Below are 19,420 nucleotides of genomic sequence, written 5' to 3' on the forward strand. Positions count from 1 at the left end.
TAGTGTATTAACTTGCATTCCTTTAACTTTCTAACCTGTCTTCCAATCTATTATTTTAATAATTAGTATTTTAAAACAATATCCTTCATTAGTCTAGTATATTATTCGATTTATTAAAATATTTCTGAAACTTGTGATTTATCAATATATTTGTTAACGCTTACATGATTATTACATCAAATAAAACTATCCTGCATCCATAAAAAAATTATTTAAGACACAAAAAAATACCTGCCCCCTATTAGGGTAACAGGAACTAAACTTCATTTATGGAACACCCGGCTCTTTTGATATCGTTCAAAAAGGTGACAGGCACCGCTACATTTTTCTTTCTGTTTTTTTGATGAAAAGGAATGCCACTGCTGCAATGATGGCAATGTAGATTTCGATAATCCAAAGGCTTTTGATGTGGCCTGTTTGTATGAAGGTGAATGGAAAGTCAATTACCGCATGGATAAGAACGGCATAGATGACGTAAGTGAATTTCTTTTTCGTGACTGCCAGTAATACTAACAGGCTAAGCGCTATTTGTATGAACATGGAGCATAATCGTTCGACACATGCTAAAAGGTAAAAGGATACTCCGTTGTTAAGTACTGATTCTTTAATTGTTTCGAGTTGTTCTGCCGGCATTTTTCCGCCAAGCTGTGCTTCCAAAGTTCCTGAATTGATCATGAAAGCGAACAAAAGGTTTGGCACGACGATCATGAACACTACTAAGATGGCTTCGATACCGCCCCAACCGATTCCAAAGGAAATACCGCTCTTATAATCACGGTATTTTTTTAGTAACCAAGTAAATAGGATCCATCTTCCAACCTCTTCAAACAATCCCGCTGCAAAGGCCCCGTATGTGCCAAAAAGCCACGGATGATCATTGTAAGTCGGGAAATTCGTTATGACTACAAAATGCAATACTTTTTCTAAAACTTGTGTGAAAACAATAAAACCTATCGCCCCAATGATTAGTGGTTTTACTTGGATCCCCGTTTTCTTCCGATATAACATAATAAAACCAACAAATAAACTAATTGAAAAAATAATTGGAACAAACATAGATATGATGGTAGCTGTACTTACCATTAGATTTCTCCCCCTTTTAATTGACCTTGATTCGTTTTATTTTCAAATTTAATTATATTATCATTATCAATAATGATAATATAAGATATTTTCTCATACGTCAATACCCATTTTTTAAAAAACTGCATTGGGATAACTTTATTTTTATAAGACAAATGAAAATAGGACACCCCCTTTATCAGGAGTGTCCTTAATTCAATATTAAGCAGGCATTTTCCGTTTTAATTGTTTCCTTGCCCGATACAATCGGGTTTTCACTGTAGCTGACTTTACATTAAGCAGGCTGGCAATTTCATGTTCTTTTAGGCCATACTGAACTTTTAAGATCAACACTTCTTGGAATTCACTCGATAACTTTCCGAGTGAGCAACCAATTTCCTCTTGAAGCAGGCGGATACAGACCGTTTCCTCCGTGCTGATTCCCAATGTATCCGGTCCCAGAATTGGCTCCATCATTGCAGAATCAACCAACAGCCAATCCCGCCTTTTTTCAAACCTTAGAAAATCGATTGCCGTCCTCGCCGTTATGACGGAAAGCCAGCCACCCAATTTTTGTGGGTCATCCACCGTATCCAGCTTTTTATAGGCTTTAATAAAAGCTTCTTGGACAATATCCTCTGCTGAATAATGTTCTCTGGTATATTTTAAAGCAATATAATACATCTGCTTGGCATATATTGAGTAAAGTTCGTCAAAATCTGGGCTGTTCAAGTCCCCACCCCTTTTCAAAACTACTATGTTATTTAAAATGTTCCTTTATAAAATCAGGCACATGCGCTTCATCGAAAGACCAAACATCGTAATATTGGCCGCTGTTATAACAAAAAACAGCCGTGTATTCTTGGTCATTCCCTGTTCCCGCCTGATTTAAAGCTTCCTGAATTTGATCTTTATCGGTAATTTTCAGAACGTTCCCGCTTTCTTCCACTTCTTTTTTCACAAGATCGTAATCTTTGTCGGCATAATCCCCTTTTGTTACTAAAATAGAGGAAATATCATCAGCCGTAACTAGGGCTTGATCCGCAAGGTTTTTCTGCTTTAACCACTCCATTATTTTTCGATAATTAGGACTCATTTCAATGGAAATGAAACGGTCAGTTCCAAGGTTAAGCTCAAAGTTTGAACCGCGATACTGATAATAGTGATGCTCCTCATAGGTTTCCTCTAAAATATCCTGCTTTAGCAGGGCTATTGCTTCCTTAATATCATTAGGATCTTTCAGACTTACACTTTTACCACTAGGTCCATGCGGCAAAATGTTGATTGTCTTGATGTTTGACTCGTCGACCTTAAATAGCTGATTATTGGCTAGTTTATACTCCCTAGATTCATAAATAGGCTGATACAGATCCTCATAAAGCTTCATGTTGACCCGATATTCACGAATGACGGAATGACCATTTTTCAACTTGTATTTAAAGAAAAAGTTCCCATCCGTTGGTTTTTTTGATTGATTAATATGTTTATCTTTAAGAATCTGTTCATGAAGTTTAATAATATTCAAGACAGTCTTTGAATTTTTCAAAGGTGCCGGTTTGGCATACGTTGACTCCCAGCTATCGCCCATAAAATAATTGCTAGGACTGTCCGTAAACTCGACATTCATAATTTCCTCTTGGTCAGGAATACGATTTTCATAAATTCCAAGAGTCTGCGTACCTATCGCCAGTAAGGCAATGATGGCTAAGAAAACAAGCAACCCCTTGACTCTGGTAAATACTCTCCAGGATTTTTGCAACACCATTTCTGCTAAGAAATACCCGGCTGCACCCCCAAGTACATAGCCAAAAAGAGTCCACCCAAAGCTACTATTTGAAACCTGGTTAAAATAAGATCCGCCCAAAAGCATCGTGCAAAATGCTGCTCCGTACTTAAACACACAGCGCAATTTTGGAAAGGCAATCGCTTCTGAGGCTGTTTCTAGGTTTCTTTTTCTATAAAAAAGAAGGGCTAAACCGTAAAGAATAACACTAAGCCCCATAAAAATCCCAGCATCACTCCAGTGAAATTGCTTCTCATTCAGTCTCGCCGCGAACGTAATAGGAGACAGGCGCTCTATCTGTTTGCTTAAGAAATATTCGCTTGGAAATCCAAAAAGCAAGATTTTTAGATTATAGAATAGGAGCAGCATGAACCCGGCCGGAAATAGCAGAAAAATATAGGCAAGGACTGCCTGAACAGCTGAAATCCCCGTCAATGTTGCAATCCAAACAGCGGCAGCATATAAAAGCAGGAGAATCACCAAGGTTGTTCCCGCCCAATAATAAATATCAGAGACTGAATAGATCAGGTGAAGATCAAATACAGCGTTCATTACATGCAGTATAAGTGTGATAAGCACTATAGGAATGATTAGAAATACCATTCCAGCTAATAAATAGTGATAAAAGATTTTGTCACGCTTCAACGGCAAACTGTGCATCAGATCTGTTGCTTGCTTCACATGTAAAAAACGAAATAGAAACACGGCCAAAATGACAGGAATAATCACAGTCAATCCGATTTGAAATTCAAAATTAAAATGAAACAGATTTTCCGGCTTTTGCATCACTCTCATATACTCTTCATCTGAGTATGTTAATAGAATTCGAATCGGCAGCAGAAATAACAAGCCGATAAAATAGACTATGGAAATCCAACCGGTGCTTCGGCTGATTTGCAGCAGCAATTCCTTATTAAACAATGACATTTTTGATGGCATAGCCGATATCCCCCATTTCGTAAATAAAGATCTCTTCAAGTGTTAGCGGGAGCAAGTCAAAAATGACCGGGCTGGTGCTGCGAATTTGTTTGGCTATTGTCTCTTCCTGTCCTCTGACAATGAGGAGAGAGACACTGCCGCGTTTTTCAGTGTGAAGCGGGTTTAATTTTTCCAGCAATAAGTCAGGAATCCCATTTTTATAGGCCACCTGGACTTTATGGATATCCGCTTTCAGTTCATCTAGCTCTTTTTCCATGATGAGTGTTCCTTTATGAATAATGCCAATGTGATCACAAAGGTCTTCGATTTCTCTGAGATTATGTGAGGAGATTAAAATGGTCATTTCACGCTCCGCGACATCATGAATAAGCAGGTTTTTTACTTTTTTCCGTACAACCGGGTCAAGACCGTCCATCGGCTCATCAAGGATTAAAATTTCTGGTTTTGCCGATAGTGCCAAAATAAAGGCCACTTGTCTCTGCCATCCCTTTGAAAAGGTATGGATTTTTTTATTTACATTGACATCAAATAGTTCAACCAGTTTTTCAAAACGTTCCTCGTCCCAAGTAGGGTAACAGCTTTTGTAAAAGCGAGCCATTTGCTTCGTATTGTATTGGGGCAAGAAATACGGTTGATCCGGTATGTATAATAATTTTTGCTTTATATGCACATTTTCATATACTGGTTGGTTATCGATCGTAATCGGTCCCTGGTCGGGGCGATAAATTCCAACCAGAAGTTTTATTAGGGTTGTTTTTCCGGCACCATTTGATCCAATTAACCCGTATATGGAACCTTTTTGGATGGATAAATTGACGTTTTCCAGCGCTTTTGACCTGTTAAAGGCCTTGCTGACATTCTTCATTTCAATCATTCGTTTCGCCTCCCCTTTTAGCATCTATTTCGTGGATAAACTGAATGATTTGGTCGGCGGTTATCCCTAGATAGAATGCCTCATGGATCAGTTTTTCCAGCTCCTGCTTAACTTTCTCTATTTTTTCTTTGTCTTTCGTATTGGTCGGATGTACAAAGCTGCCTTTACCCTTAATGGAATATATAAACCCTTGGGTCTCTAGCTCCCTATAAGCCTTTTGAATCGTATTCGGATTAATCGTTAGCTCCGTGGCCAAAGTCCGAACTGATGGCAGCTGTTCATCAGGCTTAAGAACCTCAAGCATGATCAGCTCCTTCACCTTTTCAACCAACTGCTCATAAATCGGCTTACGGCTCCTTATGTCCAACTCAAACATAATGGACCCCCCATCTACACAAAGTGTACCAACTGTACTACCATACGTAATACAGTACAATTATATTCCATCCGTTTGAAAAAGAAAAGCCTTAATTTGCTAATTAAACAGGGGTGTCCATTCCAGGAGGACAAATGTCCACGAATGGTGCCTGTCACCTTAGATATCCCTTCTGATGCACCCTTTTGTCGCACCTTTTTGATAGAACCAATTGATGTACCTTTTGAAGATACATTGCTTTAGCTCTTTGACATTTGGGGTGTAAGTTTGATATGTTTTGCTCAAGATTTGTTTTATAGGATGGGTGGATGTATGGGTCATTTGTGGTTTTTGATTGGCCATTATGGGTATTGGGGGATTGTGATTGCTTTGATTGGCGGGATTGTAGGTCTGCCGCTTCCGGATGAGGTTTTGCTTACGTTTGTTGGCTATAATGTATATTTAGGGAATATGGCCTATCTTCCTTCGATTTTGTGTGCATTTGCTGGGGCCTGTATTGGAATAACACTTAGTTATTTATTAGGTTTAAAATTAGGGTTGCCCTTTCTAAAACGATTTGGTCCTAAGCTACATATTACCGAGGATCGAATCGAACAAACGAAGAAATTATTTGAGAAAATGGGCCCGCTACTTTTGTTCATTGGATACTTTATTCCCGGAGTTCGTCATGTTACAGCATACCTTTCAGGCATAAACGGCTACAGCTATAAAAAATTTTTCCTTTATGCTTATTCTGGTGCCTTTACTTGGTGCTTTACCTTTATTACCGTAGGCAAAACTCTTGGAGAAAATTGGCGTTTTGTAGAATTTTATCTTTCCAGATACAGCATCTATCTGTTTCTTTTGCTGTTGATTGGCAGTTATATCACCTATGTCTACTGGAAAAAAAGACGTTTTATCAAGATGCTTGACGAATAAAAAGCCAACATCCCCTTTATAATGGGTGTTGGCTTCTTTTCTACTGGTTTCTACCTACTTTGAATACAAAAATGAAAATCCCTCTCACTCACATGCCCTTCCACAAAAACCCGCTCTACATATTGAGCCTCCTGATCCGACATCAATAAAACAGTCGAACTTCTAGTTCCATAATTCTCACTCTTAATAAAAAGCGGTGAAAGCACCCTTTCCCATTCTAATGTGACTCCTGTCTTAGGCAGGAGCTCATCTGGAACCGGGTCCGAATCCTCCAGCAGACCTAATAACTGCTCTACCAAATTTTCGGGATTCTCGGATAAGATCTTTAAGAGACCCTCTTTGCCTTTTTTCACCTTCGGCCATTCTGTGTTAAGCAAATGGTTACTGACACCATAAATTCCGGGCTCCAGTTTTTCAAGTGTCAGCCCCACATTCGAATAGTAATAAAGTTCATTAACATCTCCAACTAATAAATTATATCCGGGGTATAAATGCCCCTCCTTTTTTACTTTTTCCAAATAGTCATCTAACTGACCAGCATAATGTAAAGAGTTTGCCACGAGCTCACCACGCGAACGCTTCCCCTTTAAGGATTCATTTGGATTCCGGTAATTGGTGAGGGCTGCCATCCGGCCATACCTTGTAACCCCCATCCACGTTCCTAATTTTTCCAAATCTCTCCCAGCAAGGATCTCCGGATGATCCTCCCAATAGTGTGCAGATAAGGTTGGCCGCTGTAAAAACTCATCCCGGTTTGCGGCAACCAGCAATTTATATATAGGGTGGACCTTATAAGCGAATAGAATTAAACACATTTAGAGATCACTGCCTTTTTGAAATATTTCCTTATTCTCATTATTACACCCTGACTTCCTATACTTCAAAAAAGAGGCTTCCGATTCCAGGTCGCCTCACATCACCCTATATTTTCAATCATTAATGGCAGTCTAATCTCCACCACGGTTCCTTCGTTTTCCATACTTGAATAACGGATCGTGCCATTATGCTGCTTAATTATCTTGTGGCAAATCATTAATCCTAAACCAGTTCCTTTTTCTTTTAAGCTATAAAACGGTTCGCCCAACCTCGGAAGCAATTCAGCCGGAATGCCACAGCCCTGATCCTTAATCGTAATTAAACCGATGGCTTCCCCATCTTTTTTCAAATCGATTGAAATTTCACCGCCAAGAGGCATGGCTTCTATGGCATTTTTTAACACATTTAAAACTACCTGCTTTAGTTGATTTTTCTCACCGATCATATAAAAAAGTTCATCCTCCCATTGGAGGTTAAACTGTATACCATTCATTAACGCCTGTGGTGAAAGAAGTTCAAGAGTATTTTCAAGCAAATCCCGCAAGTCAGTCCGCACAAGCTTCACTGCCTGCGGTTTTCCCAAAGCCAGCATTTCACTGGTAATCGTTTCAATCCGTTCTAGCTCATTTAAAAGCAATTCGCTGTATTCAAACGAGCTATTCTGTGCCTTTACTAATTGTACAAATCCCTTGATTGTAGTCAGAGGATTCCTAATTTCATGGGCCACACCAGCGGCTAGTTCCCCAACAATCGATAGCTTTTCCGATTGCAGGAGAATAGCTTCGGATTTTTTCCGTTCAGAAATATCTCTACTTATAATGACAATATGTTCAATTTCCTTATTTTCACCGCTCACAGGCATGCAGCGAGATTCAAATTCAATCCAACTGCCATCCTTATGGAGGAGACGGAATTCCATTGAGTCCGATTCTCTTTTCTGAAAAATATCAACGATTTTACTTCTAAATAAAGCTACATCTTCAGGATGAATAAACTGGCAAAGTTCAATTTTTTCGAGCTCTTCCATATGATATCCCAAAACCTGTTTATGGGAAGGAGAAAAATAACAGATTGAATGGTCCCGGTTCATGACTTTTATCAAGTCAGATGTATTTTCGGCAATTAATTTATATTTGGATTCTCCCTCTTCAATCATCTTATACATTTCTGTCAATCTATTATTTAAGCGATACAGTTTACTATAGGATTCGATGAGTAATACACCGAGCGTCACACCCATCAAGACAAAAAATAAATATTGTAAATGGAAGAAAGGCTCTCCCGGTAAAACTTTAAAGATGATCACATTTATGAAGTAAATAACTACATATATGATGGAGAAATAGATAACTTTTTTTACAGTACTAAATCGTGAGATCCGAGTATGTAATAGTAAAAAGCTGCAAACGAGAATTAGCAATCCAATAATCGCCGGTGCCCAATGACCAGTTGAAGACAATCTAGCAGCCAATGCCAAACCCGCTGTAATCATTCCACCAATCGGTCCAAAATACGTAAAGCTTAAAATGATTGGGGCAAATCGGATATCGTAGATGTACCCCTTTTGTCCAAAGGACATTTCCACCAAAACAATCGAAACTAATCCACCATAGAGTCCACCTAAGTAGCGAGCATATTTAATTGGCCTAAAATTAAAAAACGATTGGATCACTGCAGGAATACAAACCATCAGCGAAAAAATTGATAAATTAACAATATAACTCATCGTAAACATCCAACTCACACCCAAAACCAATTTACCTCTATCATAAACCAGACGCCCTAAATTTGGAATACAACCTTTTTACGGTAATTAAGATAAATAAATCAAAAAGGCGACCGTCCACCCCACGCGGACATTTGTCCACGAATGGTGCCTGTCACCTTTTGTGTCTCCTTTTGCATTTAACTATTTTGATAAAAGACCTAGTACGGTATCTAGTATGACGTTTACACCTTTTTCACAGTCTTCCCAAGCGGTTAGTTCTTCTTCGCAGTGGCTTTTGCCTTTGAGGCTTGGGACGAATAGCATGGCTGTTGGAACGAGACCGGCGATGAATTGGGCGTCGTGACCGGCTCCACTTACCATTCTTTTATTGGAGTATCCAAGGGTTTGTGCAGATTGCTCTAATAGTTGGCAAATTTCTGGATCAAACCAAACTGTATCACGGTCCCAGAGCTTGGTCGTTTTAATTTCACAGCCCTCGTTAAGTCCTAAATTAGACATGCTTTGTATGAAATCCTTAACGGTATTCACGATATCCATGTCTTTATGACGTGCCTCGAGGGTAAACACTACCTTATTAGGAATAACCGTGTGTATACTAGGATACACATTTACCCTACCGATGGTAAAAACTAGTTCCTGATCCAAAGCACCTAACCGTTTCCGAATTTCATTAATCAAATTATTCGTTGTAAACAGGGCGTCTTTTCGCATATCCATCGGCGTCGTACCTGCATGATTAGATTCTCCGGTAACCTCAATTTCATAGCAGGCCATTCCGACGACACACTCCACCACACCAATGGAAAGAGTTTCTTTTTCTAGAATCGGGCCCTGCTCAATATGCATTTCCAAAAATGCCGTTGCCTCTTTTAGTCGATTTTCAACTTCTCCCTCGTATCCAATCGCTTTTAATGCTTCTCCAAAGGTAACACCTTCTGAATCTCGTTTTTGCAGCATTGTCTCCTTATCAAATTTTCCAGATATGACTCCCGATGCCATCATGGACGGCTCAAATCGGGCTCCCTCTTCATTTGTAAAATTAACAATAGTAATTGGAATTTTTGGTTTTATGTTATTCTCCACTAAGGTTCGTACCACTTCCAGCCCCGTGATGACACCTAATACGCCATCAAACCTACCGCCTTTTTTGACTGAATCGAGATGTGATCCTATTAATATCGGCGGTTTATTCTCTTCACCCATCAAGGTGGCATACATACAACCCATATCATCAACCTTGACCTCGAGATCTAATTCTTCACAGCAAGTTCGAAAATAGTCTCTTACACGCCGATCCTCCTCTGACAGCGATAACCGGGTAACCCCATTCTGTTCTGTTATTCCAAACTCAGCAAATCGTTCCAGCTCCTGCTTAAGTCTTTCCCCATTTATCAATAACTTTTGTTTTTGCATCTTGGAACACTCCTTGTTTATAAAATGAGATTACGATTCCTTCATTCTTTGTTCTCTTGGAGTCAATTCTTCGAATTCCATCTGACCATCAAAATATAGAAAAGATAATTTGTTATTTATCATAATATTCAGTCTAATTTAATTATACAATAACCTATTCTCTTGTCATTAGACAAAACATCAAACCCTTTATCTATTTATTTTTATAAACTGTACAGTCTAAATCCTTCATTTTAGAATTTGCAAGCGCTATACTAGTTGGAGATGTCTTTTTAGGAGGTATGAACGTGTCTAAAACACTCACGGACATGGTCCCGTTATCTAATGGTATCCAAATGCCCCAGCACGGGTTTGGTGTTTATAAAATTACAGAAATGAAGGAACTGGAGAGAGCAGTGCATAAAGCATTGGAGGTTGGCTATCGTTCTTTTGACACAGCTCAAATGTATCAAAACGAAGGCTTGCTTGGCGAAATTTTACATCAAAGTTCTTTTGCACGTAAAGATCTATTTATCACGACAAAAATTAATAACGGAAATCAAGGCTATGACCAAACGCTGTTTACTTTTGAACAATCGCTGGCAGATCTGCAGCTTAGTCAGCTCGACCTATTGCTTGTTCACTGGCCTAGTGAAAAGCATTTTTTTGAGACATGGCGTGCTTTTGAACAGCTATATGAGGAAAAAATGGTCAGGGCTATTGGCGTATGTAATTTTCAAATGCACCATCTCGAAAAATTAAAAACAAAAGCAAACATGATGCCGATGGTGAATCAAATTGAAGTTCACCCTTATTTAATTCAAACGGAACTAAGAGAATATTTGAATGAAAACCAGATTGCAGTAGAGGCATGGAGGCCGCTTGCCCGTGGCAAGATCTTGAACGAACCTATTCTGGAAGAATTGTCTCAGAGATATAACAAAACTCCTGCACAAATTGTACTGCGCTGGCAATTACAACAAGATTCCATCTTTATCCCAAAATCAAGCACACCTGCTAGAATCGAAGAAAACACAAATATTTACGAATTCGAACTCACCATGGAAGAAATGAACAAAATCTCAAGTCTCAATAAAAACCTGAGGACAGGTCCAGACCCTGACAAAGTGTACCCTACTATTTAAAAAAATGGGTGCCTGTCACCATCCGTGGACAAATGTCCACAAGTGGTGACAGGCACCTACTTCTAGTTTTTACCATAACCTCTAATTAAGAGGGTGAATATTCCCAATGTTCCATACTTTATATAATTGAAAACAAAAAAAATAGTACGTTATCTGATAATTCTTAGGTAAAATATAGTTATTCTACTAAAAATTATTATATAAGGAAGAATCATATTCGCAGGACTTTAAAGGGGGGCTTTAGCTATGATGCTGAAGGCCAGACTCTACGACGGTTCATTATTTATGACTGCCTTGGTGATCGCTTTTAGTTCATCCCATTTGTTGGTAAACAACTCTACATATATGAAGGTACTAGCAATCTTCTTATTTTTCTCTTGTTTGTATTTTCATCTGCGGGTCTTTTATAAAAACGGAAGTACCAATATTGAATATGGAATCAGTTACAATCTAGCCATCGTCCTATTTACCGGACCTTTGGGATTGTTTATTTTTGAATTTATCTACCGATTTTTGGTTTATTTTTATAGAAAAGCAACGAAGACGGCAGATCCAAGTGAACTATCTGATACCTTTTATAATATTGGCTGTCATGTAATCACCAATATTTTCGCTTATTTTTTATTTCACCAATTTCATGGTGTTGTTCAATCTTTCCCTTTTGGTTTTTGGATATTAATATTCTTATTGGTTTGTTTCTCTTCTTACCTTTCTGGTTTTTTCTTGGTAATTGTCTTTCGATTAGCTGGGGAACCTCACTCGTTTAAGGAAGCTATTGATTTTATTTTTAGGGGTATCAGCTTTCTTGATTATGGGAAAGTAGCCGTTTCCAATGGAATGTTGTTACTATTTTTACAGTCAAAGCAATGGGAAATGTTAATAAGTCTATTTATCTTAAACTATATTGTCAGCCGTTCCTTTTACTCCAAATCACAAAGCATTCAGGATAAGCTGGAACGGGATCAATTTGAGCAAATGGCCTATACAGACTTTTTAACAGGTGTATATAATCGTACTTTTATGGATAAAAAAATGACGGAGCTCAATGAATCAGGAGAAAGTTTAGCAATAGTTGTAGCTGATATTGATAACTTTAAAAGCATTAATGACAATTACAATCATGCCGTTGGCGATAAAGTCATTCAGCACTTTGCAGCTACTCTTAAAAACTACTTATGGAAGGACGACTTTCTCTTTAGAAGCGGGGGGGAGGAATTTACACTCTGCCTTCGAAAGAAAACATTTGACCATTCCACAAATTTAATCAAATCTATTATAAAAGAATTAGATAGTACCGCCGTTGAAGCCGAATACAACGGGGAACTAATTTCAATCAAATACACAGCATCATTTGGCCTTTACTACTACCAAGTCAACAGCCAATTCCCAGTAGAAAGAGCCTACATCCAGGCTGACGAACTCTTATACCAATCGAAACAACGCGGCAAAAACTGCCTTTCCGCCCAAAACGGGCTTCATAACCAAAAAGAAGTGGTATAACCTTTTGAGGTTGTAACCACTTCTTTTTGGTGCATAAGGGTGACAGGCACCACAAAAACACATTTGTCCGCGTACGGCGGACAAATGTTTCGATGTCTCTATTAAGATACCCTTTTTAAGTTTTTAAATTGTCCTTTGGATAGGACAGTTTTTTCTAACCGATGGCTAAGGATTCCTGCAAGAACGGTAAGGATTATGTCTTTTGGCAGAGGTGGGACCATCCATAGCCAGGCGAGTTTGTAGGAGAAGCCTTCTGGTGCTGCTGCCCAGAATTTGTATCCGTAGTACATCCAGTTTGTTCCGAAAAGGTAGTTGATAGTAATCCCGATAAGTGCAGCAGTGATGAATGCAGTAAGACTTTTTTTCTTTTCAACGATCTTCCCAACAACGTAGGCCGCAATGATAAACGAAAGTATAAATCCAAATGTTGGCTCTATTATCATCATTGGACCTGATTTTAAATTCGCAAATACTGGTACTCCTACCAGTCCGACAAACATATAGACGATCATGGCAATAGATCCTAGGCGGCTTCCCAGTATCAATCCTGCTAAAATCGCAAAAAAGGTTTGTAAGGTAATCGGCACTCCACCGACCTGCAAAAATGGAGCTATCGTAGAAATATTAGCGCCAATTCCCATTAAAGCCACAAACATTCCCACTAGCGTTATATCCAGTGCAGTTAATTTTTTCATGATAAATCCCCCATCTATAAAAAATTCTATAGATTTAAAATAAATGGTTTATCAGATATATGTCAACTTATTTTTAAAATTAGTTAACAAAAAAACTTCATAAAAATAAAACCCAGGCTCATACACCTGGGTTTTCTCCACTATTTATTTCAAAGAATTTAAGCTCACTGCAAGTTTTGCTCCAACTACTGCGTTATTTTTTACAAGAGCAATATTAGATTCTAAGCTCTTTCCGCCTGTTAGTTCTTTTACTTTTGCTAACATGAATGGGGTAACTTCTTTTCCGGAGATCTTTTTCTCTTTTGCTTCCTTTAAGGCTGATTCAATGACGTTATTAATCGTTGCCTCATCCATGGCATATTCTTCAGGGATTGGATTAGTAATCACGGCTCCACCTTTAAGATTTAAGTCCCACTTTGTTTTTAATGTAGAAGCAATTGTTTCCACATCATCTGCACGCACGTTAAGTTGGAACTCGCTGGTACGTGTATAGAAGGCTGGAAGGACATCTGTTTGATAGCCGATTACCGGAACACCCTTTGTCTCAAGATATTCCATTGTTAGCCCTAAATCAAGAATTGATTTAGCTCCAGCGCAGATAACGGCTACATTGGTTTGTGCTAATTCTTCTAAATCAGCTGAAATATCCATCGTAGTTTCAGCACCACGGTGTACACCGCCAATGCCTCCGGTAACAAAGATCTTGATTCCTGCTAATTCAGCACAGATCATTGTTGCTGCAACTGTTGTTGCCCCCATCTTTTTCGTAGCAAGTAGATACGCTAGATCACGGCGAGATGCCTTGGCCACATCTGTGCTTTTCCCGAACATTTCAAGTTCTTCATCGGACAGACCGATTTTAATCTTTCCATCTACAAGTGCAATTGTTGCTGGAACAGCACCATTGTCCCGGATGATTTGTTCTACTTCACGAGCAGTCTGAACATTTTGAGGGTAAGGCATTCCGTGTGAAATGATAGTCGATTCAAGGGCAACAACCGGCTTCCCTTGCTCCATTGCCGTACGTACTTCTTCTGAAAAAGTTAAATATTGTTTCATGATAATTCCTCCATGTCTTTTAGAAGTTGTGTTGCTGTAAGATCCTGACGAACAGTGTAAGCAGATTGCAGTGTTTTTGATGCATTGACTGCTCCTGCTTTAGCTATATCTTGCAAACTTTTCCCATCCAGCCATGAAAAAATAACTGCAGATGAGAAGGCGTCGCCTGCCCCAGTTACATCAACGATTTCTTGCGTTGGAACAGCCGGGATACGGAATATTCCTTCTTCGTTATTGCCAATCATTGCGCCATTTTTTCCATTTGTGATAATTACGTTTTGGACTCCGCGAGAAAGCCAGCTTTTTATGGCCTGCTGCCAGTCCTGATTGGTTTCAATTTTAATATTAAAATATGTTTCCGATTCATCCCGGTTGGTAATCATCCAGTCCACCCCAGTTAAATCGTCAGGCAACCGGTTCATTTTAGGGGATGAAACGGGAATCAATACTAATGGTCTTTCATGTTTATTCGCAAATTGAGTTAGGAATTGAAGCGTTTCTTTTGGACAATTTAAGTCAGCAACTATACATCTGGCACGACTTAAGAGAGCTTCCTGTTTTAGAAGTTGCTCCGTCTTGATTTCTTCATACACTTCCATGTCCGCCAACGCGATAATCAATTCTCCGTCCCTGTCAAGGACAGCTGTGTAGGAACCTGTTGCCATCCCTGGTATTTTGGATACCTGATCAAGATTCATATAAAGCGCCGACGTTTCCTCAATAAATGCCCAATCGCTGTCGGTACCACAGGCAGTTAACAATGTCACATCCAATCCCAGACGTCCAAGATTTTCAGCTATGTTTCTGGCAACCCCACCAACACTCTTACTAGATTCGATCGGGTTAGAGGTCCCGAGCTGTGCTTTATCTTTCACTTGAAGCTTCCTGTCCAGATTTGCCCCGCCGATGCAAACAATTTGTTGGGAATCATTTAAGATATAAGCGCGACCGATAATATGTCCTTTCTTGATAAGTCCAGAGATAATATTAGCGACTGAAGGACGCGATAGTCCAACCGTTTCCGCTAGCTCTTGTTGAGAAATATAAGGATCCTTTTGAATGAATTCAAAAATCAATTGCTCCTTCTCCGTCATTCTCTCTGACCCTGACAAAACATCACCCCCTGCAATTGGTGAAAAACAGATTTTAAACATTTGTTTATCTTTCAAACTTATGTTTAAATTGTACTCCTGTCTCTTCACTTAGTCAACCCTATTCACACTATTAACCTAAACAAAATTGTAACATCCCATTCACTGTCCACAGGTGGAGGACAAATGTCCACGAATGGTGCCTGTCACCATATTCAAGAAATAGTGTTCTGGCATAAAAGGAATATTCCTTATGTTCACGAATATAAAGATTATGGTATGTGAATCACGTTTGTTTGCTGAAGGAGGAGTTAGGATGGTTGAAAAGGAGTTATTAGTTAGAAGTTTGGCGGAGGTTAGGGAGCAGCTATTGGGTGAGCTAGAGGGTCTTGGGTTTGAAGCAGTGAATGCAAAACCTAGTAAAGATGAATGGGGTGTTGCTCAGGTTTGTCATCATCTTTATTTAGCAGAGAGAGCTTTTACTCAAGGTATTCTGTATGGACTTAATAAAGCAGATGGTCAAAAAGTTGAAGCAAAACCGATTCAGGCATTAACGGACCGGTCTATGAAAAAGCAGGCACCCCCAATAGTTATACCTAGTGAAGATCCTATGGAAATCCCACAAATTCTACAGCTATTGTCAGAAGCGCGGACTGAGCTGTTGCAGGTTCTCAACACACTTAAAGACGACTCATTGTTAGAAACAAAATCAGCGAAACACCCCGTTGTTGGCTATGTTCCCATTTACCAATGGGTAGAAAGCATATACCTTCATGAACTGCGTCATATTGATCAGATAAAAGAAATCAAGGTACTCATCCATAGTAAAAAGAAATAAGAATTTAGATTCTTCCTTGGCTCATTAGGCTTAATCTTTTCTGCAAATAGGAGTACGTCCTCCTTGAAAAAAAGACTATTATGTATATATAAAAGACCTACCATTCTTTAGTCTTGGGAATTGGTAGGTCTTTTCATCTTTATAGCTAAGGAACATATCTCTAATCAAAACACTTTACAAATCACTAATAACGATATAGCTTGCCTTGATCGGACCATGAACGCCGACTACCAGATTTAGTTCGATGTCAGCGGAATTGCTTGGGCCAGTGATAAAGTTGACACAGGAAGCAATGGACCCTGTTTGCCGATAAGTTTCCCGCATTTTCACCGCAGCTTGAGTGATGCGCGGAACAAGAGTGCTTTTTGGAATTAGCATAATCGATGTGGCCGGCAAGAAACTGACTGTTCTGCCTTTGTCTTTATTAGAGAAGAGCACAACCGTTCCTGACTCAGCAAGTGTGATTTCACTGATGGTGATGCCAACATTGGCCCGCTCCGCACATCGGACATTCCCCTCCCCCAAAGTGTAATCCCATTCAAACACATCGATACCTTGTGATGGCCACTCCTTCTTCAGCAAAGCATCAAGCCCCCATTCGGAGAAACGAGAATCCTTCCAAGTGACAACAGGGCCTCCACCGTAACCTTCAACAACTTCATTTAAAACAGAAGATAAACCATCCTGATTCGTTTCATATAATGTCGTGTGGATTTTTTTGCACTGGACCCTCATAATTTCCAAAAGTTCGTCCTGACTGACTCCCTTGAAAACCTCATGTTGAGGCTGGAATTTCCAACTAGGCAGAGGAATCGGCTCAGTCATGCGGGGCCGGTTAAGACTCCCGGCAATTTTATTTAAAAATTTATCGCGATTTAGGATATTTCCGCTCGTACTCATACTCATCCCTATTTCCCTTCCTTTTCGCGGTTTTTGAACCAATCTCGGAATCTTTCCTTATTTGGTGCCGGGAAATCGCGAATGTCCGTCCAGGCTTTCAGCGGGCCTGGTCCCTTAGAGATTTTGTCCCCGTCCGTAAATGGATTCATTGCCGCAGAAGCCATTTTTGATCCCATTTTATAAAGGATCGGTGATGCAGCTCCAAGCCCAAAGGCCTTCATTAACAATTTTTCCGAAAAAGGTGCTTTGCCTTCACGCTCTACAATCACTTGACGATGTTTGTGCAGCAAATTATGGAGCGGAATCTTCACCGGACATACTTCCGTACAGGCACCGCATAGAGTCGAAGCATATGGGAGCTCCTTATAGTCATCATAGCCGCCAAGAAGCGGCGTAAGTACAGCACCCACTGGCCCTGGATATATCGAACCGTAGGAATGTCCGCCAATGTGCCGATAAACTGGACACACATTGATGCAGGCACCGCAGCGAATACATTGCAAGATGGACTGGAACTCGCTGCCAAGAATATCGGACCGCCCGTTATCAACGATGACAAGGTGAAATTCCTCCGGGCCATCGACATCCAATTCTTCACGTGGGCCCGTCAATACCGTAATATAGCTGGTCAGCTTTTGCCCAACTGCGCTACGTGTCAGCAAGCTGACCAGCACTTCCATTTCCTCAAAAGTCGGAACAATTCGTTCCATCCCCATCACGGTTATCTGTGTTTTAGGCAGCGCTGTTACAAGATCCGCATTACCTTCATTCGTCACTAGAGCAAACGAACCTGTTTCAGCCACGGCAAAGTTACAACCAGTGATTCCAAGGTCCGCAGAAAGAAACTTCTCCCTGAGAGTGACGCGCGCATGGTAAGCTAGTTCTTCCGGTTTTGTTGTTTTCGTATAGCCAATTTTTTCCGCAAATACTTCACGAATCTGCTCTTTATTTTTATGTAATGCCGGAACGACAATATGTGAAGGCGGATCATGATCATCGAGCTGGAGAATGTATTCGCCAAGATCCGTCTCTACGACATCACAGCCTTCCTCCTCAAGCATCGTATTCAAGCCGATTTCCTCAGTCACCATCGATTTAGCCTTAACAATTTTTTTTGCGTTCTTACGCTGAACTACCCCACGGATATATTCGTTGGCCTCCTCCTTCGTCTGTGCAAAAAAGACATGGCCTCCACGTTTAGAAATATTATCACTTAATTGTTCTAGATAATAATCCAAGTGTTCCAGGACATGTTGTCGGATTTCTTCTCCATGATTGCGCCAGTCCTCCCAGTTGCTCAGTTCATCGGTAGTGACCATCCGTCTTTTCACACCCATTCCATCTTGGGCACCGGCCACTGCCCCACGCATAAATTCATCCTGGATCCCCTGATCGACACGATCATGAAATTTTTCCCTGCTCGTTTTCATCGACATTTGGCTTTCCCCCATTTATGAAAATTAACGGCTATTTAACACTTCCGCGATATGCATCACCTTGATAGGCTTACCAAGCCGTTCCATTCGTCCACCGATATTCATCAAGCAGGCAGCATCGGCACCAATCAGAACTTCCGCACCGGTTTCTTCAATATGCCGAACCTTTTCATCCACCATTTGCTCGGAAATAGCAACATTCTTCACAGAAAAAGTCCCGCCAAAGCCGCAGCACTGTTCTTTTCCCGGTAATTCCGAAAATTTTAAGCCCTTAACATTATTTAATAGAATCATAGGTGGTTCCTTCACGCCAAGAAGCCTTGTCATGTGGCAAGAGGTATGATAAGTGACGGTACCTTCAAACTTTGCCCCAACATCCTCTATTCCTAACACCTCTACGATAAATTGGGTTAATTCATATGTTTTATCCGCCAATTTTTGAGCTCTTGGCTGCCAAAGGGGATCCCCTGCGAAAATATGTGGATACTCATGGAACATGAAGGCGCAGGAACCGGACGGAGAAACAATGTATTCGGCATGCTCAAATGTTTCAATCATCCGCTTCATCGCCTCTTTTGTTTCTTTCACATAACCGCTGTTATAGGAAGGCTGGCCGCAGCAAACTTGCGATTCTGGGAAATCAATTTCACATCCGAGCTTTTCCAACAGCTCTACAGTCGCTTTTCCTGCGTTGCTCCGGAACATATCAACAATACATGTTGCAAACAGTGTAACCTTCATTCTTTGCTCCCCCTCATGATCAGTACTAATTTATTAACTGGTAAACAGGTCATCAGATGACCTAATGATTATAATATTCTATATCTTACAACAAAAACCACCTACATTGAAAGGGGTTACACAAAA

At 40.0% G+C, this 19,420-nt stretch carries 18 protein-coding genes; 4 read left to right on the forward strand and 14 right to left on the reverse strand.

Going from position 1 to position 19,420, the window contains the following annotated elements:
• Nucleotides 1-318: 318 nt before the first annotated feature.
• The 5 genes from ACI3K6_RS13455 to ACI3K6_RS13475 all read right to left on the reverse strand — a co-directional run bounded on the left by ACI3K6_RS13455 (nt 319) and on the right by ACI3K6_RS13475 (nt 5,034).
• The gene (locus ACI3K6_RS13455; protein WP_435555225.1) at nt 319-1,083 is read right to left on the reverse strand and encodes a YhfC family intramembrane metalloprotease; all 765 of its coding nucleotides are present in this window, start codon (nt 1,081-1,083) and stop codon (nt 319-321) included.
• A gap of 201 nt (nt 1,084-1,284) precedes the next feature.
• Nucleotides 1,285-1,794: an RNA polymerase sigma factor gene (locus ACI3K6_RS13460; protein WP_335477180.1), complete on the reverse strand. Its 510-nt coding sequence runs from the start codon at nt 1,792-1,794 to the stop codon at nt 1,285-1,287.
• Nucleotides 1,795-1,822: 28 nt separating this feature from the next.
• Nucleotides 1,823-3,784, reverse strand: a complete 1,962-nt coding sequence (locus tag ACI3K6_RS13465; protein ID WP_435555226.1) for a DUF6449 domain-containing protein — start codon at nt 3,782-3,784, stop codon at nt 1,823-1,825.
• On the reverse strand, nt 3,759-4,658 hold the full coding sequence (locus ACI3K6_RS13470; RefSeq protein ID WP_335477178.1) for an ABC transporter ATP-binding protein: 900 nt from the start codon (nt 4,656-4,658) through the stop codon (nt 3,759-3,761). The genes ACI3K6_RS13465 and ACI3K6_RS13470 overlap by 26 nt, the downstream gene beginning before the upstream one ends.
• Nucleotides 4,651-5,034 (reverse strand): GntR family transcriptional regulator, encoded by a 384-nt coding sequence (locus ACI3K6_RS13475; protein WP_335477177.1) that lies wholly within the window; start codon nt 5,032-5,034, stop codon nt 4,651-4,653. Before ACI3K6_RS13475 ends, ACI3K6_RS13470 begins: the two co-directional genes overlap by 8 nt.
• Before the next feature lie 312 nt (nt 5,035-5,346).
• Here ACI3K6_RS13475 and ACI3K6_RS13480 point away from each other — a divergent pair, with 312 nt between their 5' ends.
• Nucleotides 5,347-5,952, forward strand: a complete 606-nt coding sequence (locus ACI3K6_RS13480) for a DedA family protein (protein ID WP_335477176.1) — start codon at nt 5,347-5,349, stop codon at nt 5,950-5,952.
• 50 nt (nt 5,953-6,002) lie between these two features.
• On the opposite strand, the gene ACI3K6_RS13485 is transcribed toward ACI3K6_RS13480, so the two are convergent.
• The 3 genes from ACI3K6_RS13485 to ACI3K6_RS13495 all read right to left on the reverse strand — a co-directional run bounded on the left by ACI3K6_RS13485 (nt 6,003) and on the right by ACI3K6_RS13495 (nt 9,910).
• Nucleotides 6,003-6,767: an NRDE family protein gene (locus tag ACI3K6_RS13485; RefSeq protein ID WP_435555227.1), complete on the reverse strand. Its 765-nt coding sequence runs from the start codon at nt 6,765-6,767 to the stop codon at nt 6,003-6,005.
• A 101-nt stretch (nt 6,768-6,868) separates the two neighbouring features.
• Nucleotides 6,869-8,503, reverse strand: coding sequence for an ATP-binding protein (locus tag ACI3K6_RS13490; protein ID WP_435555228.1), 1,635 nt, complete (start codon nt 8,501-8,503; stop codon nt 6,869-6,871).
• A 174-nt stretch (nt 8,504-8,677) separates the two neighbouring features.
• Nucleotides 8,678-9,910 carry a Zn-dependent hydrolase gene (locus tag ACI3K6_RS13495; RefSeq protein ID WP_435555229.1) on the reverse strand — a complete coding sequence of 411 codons (1,233 nt, stop codon included), beginning with the start codon at nt 9,908-9,910 and terminating at the stop codon, nt 8,678-8,680.
• A 281-nt stretch (nt 9,911-10,191) separates the two neighbouring features.
• Here ACI3K6_RS13495 and ACI3K6_RS13500 point away from each other — a divergent pair, with 281 nt between their 5' ends.
• Both ACI3K6_RS13500 and ACI3K6_RS13505 read left to right on the forward strand, forming a co-directional pair.
• On the forward strand, nt 10,192-11,034 hold the full coding sequence (locus tag ACI3K6_RS13500; RefSeq protein ID WP_435555230.1) for an aldo/keto reductase: 843 nt from the start codon (nt 10,192-10,194) through the stop codon (nt 11,032-11,034).
• A 246-nt stretch (nt 11,035-11,280) separates the two neighbouring features.
• Nucleotides 11,281-12,534, forward strand: a complete 1,254-nt coding sequence (locus ACI3K6_RS13505) for a GGDEF domain-containing protein (RefSeq protein ID WP_335477171.1) — start codon at nt 11,281-11,283, stop codon at nt 12,532-12,534.
• Between the two features lie 101 nt (nt 12,535-12,635).
• On the opposite strand, the gene ACI3K6_RS13510 is transcribed toward ACI3K6_RS13505, so the two are convergent.
• The 3 genes from ACI3K6_RS13510 to ACI3K6_RS13520 form a co-directional block, all read right to left on the reverse strand.
• Nucleotides 12,636-13,229, reverse strand: a complete 594-nt coding sequence (locus ACI3K6_RS13510) for a biotin transporter BioY (protein WP_335477170.1) — start codon at nt 13,227-13,229, stop codon at nt 12,636-12,638.
• Nucleotides 13,230-13,373: 144 nt separating this feature from the next.
• A complete protein-coding gene (locus ACI3K6_RS13515; RefSeq protein WP_435555231.1) occupies nt 13,374-14,288 on the reverse strand; it encodes a pseudouridine-5'-phosphate glycosidase in 915 nt (304 codons plus the stop codon).
• Nucleotides 14,285-15,442, reverse strand: a complete 1,158-nt coding sequence (locus tag ACI3K6_RS13520) for a carbohydrate kinase (protein WP_435555249.1) — start codon at nt 15,440-15,442, stop codon at nt 14,285-14,287. The genes ACI3K6_RS13515 and ACI3K6_RS13520 overlap by 4 nt, the downstream gene beginning before the upstream one ends.
• Before the next feature lie 253 nt (nt 15,443-15,695).
• Between ACI3K6_RS13520 and ACI3K6_RS13525 the strand changes: the two genes are divergently transcribed.
• Nucleotides 15,696-16,217, forward strand: coding sequence for a DinB family protein (locus ACI3K6_RS13525; protein WP_435555232.1), 522 nt, complete (start codon nt 15,696-15,698; stop codon nt 16,215-16,217).
• A gap of 174 nt (nt 16,218-16,391) precedes the next feature.
• Here the strand turns inward: ACI3K6_RS13525 and ACI3K6_RS13530 are convergent, their stop codons facing one another.
• The 3 genes from ACI3K6_RS13530 to ACI3K6_RS13540 are packed head-to-tail and all read right to left on the reverse strand — an operon-like array spanning nt 16,392 to nt 19,294.
• Nucleotides 16,392-17,117 (reverse strand): LutC/YkgG family protein, encoded by a 726-nt coding sequence (locus ACI3K6_RS13530; RefSeq protein WP_435555250.1) that lies wholly within the window; start codon nt 17,115-17,117, stop codon nt 16,392-16,394.
• Nucleotides 17,118-17,125: 8 nt separating this feature from the next.
• Complete coding sequence (locus ACI3K6_RS13535) at nt 17,126-18,553, reverse strand: LutB/LldF family L-lactate oxidation iron-sulfur protein (protein ID WP_435555233.1); 1,428 nt, start codon at nt 18,551-18,553, stop codon at nt 17,126-17,128.
• Between the two features lie 24 nt (nt 18,554-18,577).
• Entirely contained in the window at nt 18,578-19,294 is a 717-nt protein-coding gene (locus tag ACI3K6_RS13540; protein ID WP_435555234.1) for a (Fe-S)-binding protein, read from the reverse strand.
• Between the last annotated feature and the right edge of the window lie 126 nt (nt 19,295-19,420).

Origin of the sequence: Neobacillus solisequens (genome assembly GCF_051233465.1) — a bacterium.
Classification (GTDB): Bacteria; Bacillota; Bacilli; order Bacillales; family Cytobacillaceae; genus Neobacillus.